The sequence below is a fragment of the Mesorhizobium sp. M4B.F.Ca.ET.017.02.2.1 genome (assembly GCF_003998955.1).
Lineage (GTDB): Bacteria > Pseudomonadota > Alphaproteobacteria > Rhizobiales > Rhizobiaceae > Mesorhizobium > Mesorhizobium abyssinicae.
In genome coordinates this window covers 1-4687 of the sequence record NZ_RZOF01000432.1, presented here as the reverse complement: position 1 = coordinate 4687, position 4687 = coordinate 1, and the positions used below count along the sequence as shown (strand labels likewise).

Sequence of the window (4687 nt, the reverse complement as noted above, 5' to 3'; positions counted from 1 at the left end):
CCTGCTTGGGCGCGCCGGTGGCGGCGAGCAGCGGGCGAAGGATGGCCATGCCGGCCTTCATGGCGTTGGCCGACAGCAGCACTTCCGGCACGAACAGGATGCCGTCGCGAAAATCCTCGCCGACGATGCGCATGCCTTCGACCAGCGCCTCGGTCAGCACCTTGTAGGGAACCCAGCCGCGCTCGAGAAGGATGTTGGTGCCTTCCTCGATCTCTTCCTTCAGCCCGTCATAAAGGTCGTCGTGCATCTGCTGCACGAGCTCGTCGTCGGAAAGCTCGGAAAGGATGATCTCGTCGTCGGACATTTTTTCTCGGCGCCAATTGCTCATGAGTGAATTACGGGCCGGCACCTCTTGTCAGAGGTGCCGGCGGCAGTTGCTTGCAAGTCTCGGGAGTTGTTCAGGCGTCCAGCCAGACGTTCTGGAAATCCATTTCGTAGGTCTGGTGCATCGAATAGTTCTTCACCTTCTTGCTCATATGGCAGTAGAGCTTCTGCCAGAAGGGCTGGATGATGACGCCGGAATCCTGCAGAATCTGCTCGACGTCCTTCATCACTTCCTTGCGCTTGGCGGGATCGGCCAGCGAGAGCGCCTCCTTGAGCTTGGCGTCGAAATCCGGGTTCGCGAACGCCGTCTCATTCCAGGCCTCGCCAGAGCGATAGCCCAGCGCCAGCACCTGGACGCCGAGCGGACGCATGTACCAGATGGTCATCGAATAGGGATACTTCGTCCAGTCGTTCCAGAAGGTCGAGCCCGGCAGCACCGTACGCTTCACCTTGATGCCGGCATCGCGCAGCTGGCCGGCGATCGCATCGCCGGTGTTCTTCTGCCATTCGTCCTCGACGGTGATCAGCTCATGCTCGAAGTCGGCCTGCCCGGCATCCGCCATCAGCTTCTTGGCGGCGGCGGCATCGCGTGTCTTCTTGGGCAGCGGATAGTATTCGGGATGGATCGGGCTGACGTGGTGGTTCTCGCCAACGGTGCCGCGCCCGGCGTAGCCGAGCTGCATGACGGCATCGTTGTCGACCGCCATCTGCAGCGCATTGCGCACCCGCTGGTCGTCATAGGGCTTGTGGGTGATGTTGGTGCGGGCGACGAGGGTGGTCGCAGTCGCGACCTCCGATTTCACCAGATCCATCTTGTCGAGGGCATCGATGAAGTCGGCCGGCGTTTCGAAGTCGAGGTCGATCTCGCCGGAATCGAAGGCGTTCAGCGTGGCGTTGAAGTCGGTGCCGTAGTCGATGAACTCGACACTGTCGAGCGGCGTTTCGCCACCCCACCATTTGCCGCTCTCGCGACGCTTGACGACTGCCTTCTGGCCAACGTCGTAGGATACCAGCTCGAACGCTCCGGTGCCGATCGGCTTCTTGATTGGGTCGGCGCCATCCTTGTCGAAGTCGCGATGCACGACCAGCGCCGGATAGTCGGTGAAGCCCGGTATGATCGCGATATCGGCTTCGCTGAGCTTCAGCTTGACCGTATGGTCATCGACCTTGGTGATTGCGCCATCCCTTGCCTTGCCGGTCTTGGCGTCGACCAACGCGCCGACGCGGGCGGCCATGGAATTGCCGGACGCCCCCTTCTCGCACCAGCGATTCAGGTTGAAGACCACGTCATCGGCGTTGAAGGCATCGCCATTGTTCCAGGTGACGCCCTTGCGCAGGTGCAGCGTGTATTCGGTGGCGTCGTCGTTGATGTCCCAGCTCTCGAGCAGCACCGGCTCGAAGGTGAACTGGTGCGTGTAGCGGACGAGCGGCTCCAGCCAGCAACGGGTGACGTTCGCCATCTCGGTCCAGTCATAGGTGCGCGGATCCTTCTGCGCCTTGACCGACATCGAGACGTGCAGCGTGCCGCCTTTCTTGGGCTCGTCGGCCAGTGCTTTAGTCGGCACGGCAAGGCCGATCATGCCATAGGCGAACGCCGTCGACGCGCCGAAGGCGCTGGCCAGGGCCAGGAATTCACGCCTGTCCATGCGGCCCGCCCGCGTTTCTTCTGCCATTGCCTCGATAGCGCCCGGCACGCGGTCGCCATTGCTTCTGAAGAGTGCCATTTTTTCCTCCCTTATGGTTCGTCAGGTCTTCGCCTGTTTTACTAACTAACGCTGTCCGGCAGTTTTTCCTCACGCCGCGCGATCAAATCCTTAAGACCCTCGGCGATGCCCTCGTCGAGCTTCGGCTCCTCATAGTCGGCCAGCATGTTGCGCGCCTTCTCACGGCCGCGCGTGTCGTGGTCCTTCGCGCCTTCGGCGTTCCATTGCTCGTACGAATTGAAGTCCATGATCGAGGGCATGAAGAAGGCGGACTCGAAATGTTCGAGCGTGTGCTGGGTGCCGAGGAAATGGCCCTGCGGCCCCACCTCGCGGATCGCCGCCATCGCTTCCTTGAAATCGTCGAAGGGAAGGCCGCCGGCATATTTGTACCAGCCGACAAGCTGCTCGCAGTCGGTGGCGAATTTCGAATAGCCGCAGGTCAGCCCTGCCTCCAGCCATCCGGCCGAGTGCCAGATGTAGTTGGCGCCGGCAAGGATGGCGGCATGCATCAGCATGTTCGCCTCGTAGCCGGCTTGGGCGTCGTTCAATTTGGAGCCGACATGGAAGCCCGAGGTGCGCCACGGCAGTTTATATTTCCTGGCCAGCGCGCCCATCAGATACATCATCTGCGCCGCCTCCGGCGTGCCGCCCATCGGCGCTCCGGTCTTCATGTCGACCGTCACCATGAACTGGCCGTAGATCTGCGGCGACCCCGGACGCAGCAGCTGGGTGAAGGCGACGCCGGCCAGCGCTTCCGCATTGACCTGCGCCACCGCGCCGACGGCGGAGGCGGAGGTCGAGGCGCCGCACAGCGCGAAGGGCGCCAGGATCAGCGGCTGGTTGCTGCGCGCATAGACCTTCATCGCGTCCAGCATGGTGGCGTCCCACACCAGCGGCGAGTTGCAGTTGGTGATCGCCACCAGGACCGAATTGTCGCGGACATAGTCCTCGCCGAAGACGATGCCGGCCATCGCCATCGTGTCTTCGGCGCGTTCCTTCGACGTCACGATGCCCATGAACGGTTTGTCGGAGTGCTTCAGCGCCGAATGGATGATGTGCAGATGACGCTTCGGCACAGCGATTTCCATCGGTTCGCAGATGACCGAGCTCGACGAGTGCAGCGCCGGCGCCATGTAGGCGAGCTTGTGGAAATTGTTGAGGTCGGCGAGCGAGCCGTAGCGCCTGTTGTTGTCGAGGTCGCGGATATAGGGCGCGCCATACATCGGCACGAAGATGGAATTCTTGCCGCCGACGCGGACGGTGCGCTCGGGGTTGCGGGCATTGAGCGTGAATTCCGATGGAACCTTCGAGACCAGTTCCATCAAGAGCGCACGGTCGATACGCACGCGCGTTTCGGAGACATCGGCGCCGGCGGCCTTCCACAGGGCGATCGCCTCGTCGTCGCGGAACTCGCAGCCCACCTCTTCGAGGATCGAGAGCGATTCCTGGTGGATCAGTTCCACCGCCTCGTCGGGGACCATCTGATAAGCCGGGATCTGGCGCACCAGCGTCGGAAACGAGGCCACGGGAGCGCCCCGTATCGCCTTGCGCCCCAGGCGGCCGCCGCTTCTGCGGTTGGCATGTTCGGTCACTGCAACGGCCGGTGCATTCATGGTAATTCATCCTCCAACAGCCCGTCAACTTAACGAGGCGGAACATAGCTGTGACGCTGGAAAATCCTGATCTCTTGTATAAACTCCGCTTATGCGAAGTCTGCGCCACCTGCTGCCCTCCGCCGGCAGCCTGATCGTCTTCGAGGCGGCCGGCCGGCTGTCGAGCTTCACCGCCGCCGGTCGCGAGCTCGGCATGACGCAGGCGGCCGTGTCCTACGCCGTGCGCGGACTGGAGGAGCAGCTCGGCGCCAAGCTGTTCCAGCGCCGCCATCGCCAGGTTCTCCTGACCGAGGCCGGCGAGCGCTTCCACGCCGACGTCTCGCTCGGCCTTTCCCATATCCGCAAGTCGGCGGAGGACCTGCGCCTGCAGGCGACTGGCGGCCATGTGACGCTTGCCGCCTCGACCGCCTTCGGCTCATTCTGGATGATGCCGCGCCTGCAGCAGTTCCGCGACGAACTGCCGGGCGTCGATCTGCGCATCCAGACCGCCGATCGCGATCTCGACATCATCGCCGAGGGCATCCCGCTCGGCGTGCGCGGCGGCATGCCGCGCGACTGGCCGGACTATCATTCGATGTCGCTGTCCGACGAGGAGATCTTCCCGGTCGCAGGCCCCAGCTACCTCGCCAAATTCGGCAAGCCGAAAACGGTCGAGGAACTCGCCACGCACCGGCTCATCCATCTGGAGGAGCCCTACCGCGAGGCCCCGAACTGGGACGAATGGTTCGCGTCAGCCGGAACCAGCCTGCGCAACGCCGAGCGCGGCTTGCGCATCAATGATTATGCGCTGGTGATCCAGGCGGTGATGGAAGGGCAAGGCATCTCGCTCGGCTGGCGGCACCTGGTCGAGCGCCTCGTGGCATCGGGGCTTCTGGTGCCGGTGACGGATCATGTGCTGAGAACCGGCATCGGGTTCTACGTCATCTGGCCAAAGAACCGCGAACTCAGCGACAACGCGCGCAAGGTAAGGGACTGGCTGGTGACACAGGCGTGAGGTCGCCAGCTTCTGCGCGGCAGCGGAGCGCGAGGGGATCGTGACGGTAGCTG

Annotated in this window: 4 protein-coding genes; 1 reads left to right on the top strand and 3 read right to left on the bottom strand. The window is 63.2% G+C overall.

Annotated features, from left to right (window positions below; genetic code table 11):
* The 3 genes from EN738_RS31230 to EN738_RS31220 all read right to left on the bottom strand — a co-directional run.
* Positions 1 to 304: B12-binding domain-containing protein (locus EN738_RS31230; protein WP_189606066.1), on the bottom strand; the 304-nt coding region annotated here is incomplete at its 3' end.
* A 94-nt stretch (positions 305 to 398) separates the two neighbouring features.
* The gene (locus EN738_RS31225) at positions 399 to 2048 is read right to left on the bottom strand and encodes an ABC transporter substrate-binding protein (protein ID WP_127286964.1); all 1650 of its coding nucleotides are present in this window, start codon (positions 2046 to 2048) and stop codon (positions 399 to 401) included.
* A gap of 41 nt (positions 2049 to 2089) precedes the next feature.
* Entirely contained in the window at positions 2090 to 3640 is a 1551-nt protein-coding gene (locus EN738_RS31220; protein WP_127286963.1) for a trimethylamine methyltransferase family protein, read from the bottom strand.
* A 91-nt stretch (positions 3641 to 3731) separates the two neighbouring features.
* Here EN738_RS31220 and EN738_RS31215 point away from each other — a divergent pair, with 91 nt between their 5' ends.
* Entirely contained in the window at positions 3732 to 4634 is a 903-nt protein-coding gene (locus EN738_RS31215; RefSeq protein WP_127286962.1) for a LysR substrate-binding domain-containing protein, read from the top strand.
* The last annotated feature ends 53 nt before the right edge of the window (positions 4635 to 4687 follow it).

What these genes read in the sequence shown, in the direction of transcription:
- EN738_RS31220 (WP_127286963.1), bottom strand. Translation starts at nt 3,640, where the DNA reads ATGAATGCACCGGCCGTTGCAGTGACCGAACATGCCAACCGCAGAAGC.
- EN738_RS31215 (WP_127286962.1), top strand. Translation starts at nt 3,732, where the DNA reads ATGCGAAGTCTGCGCCACCTGCTGCCCTCCGCCGGCAGCCTGATCGTC.
- EN738_RS31225 (WP_127286964.1), bottom strand. Translation starts at nt 2,048, where the DNA reads ATGGCACTCTTCAGAAGCAATGGCGACCGCGTGCCGGGCGCTATCGAG.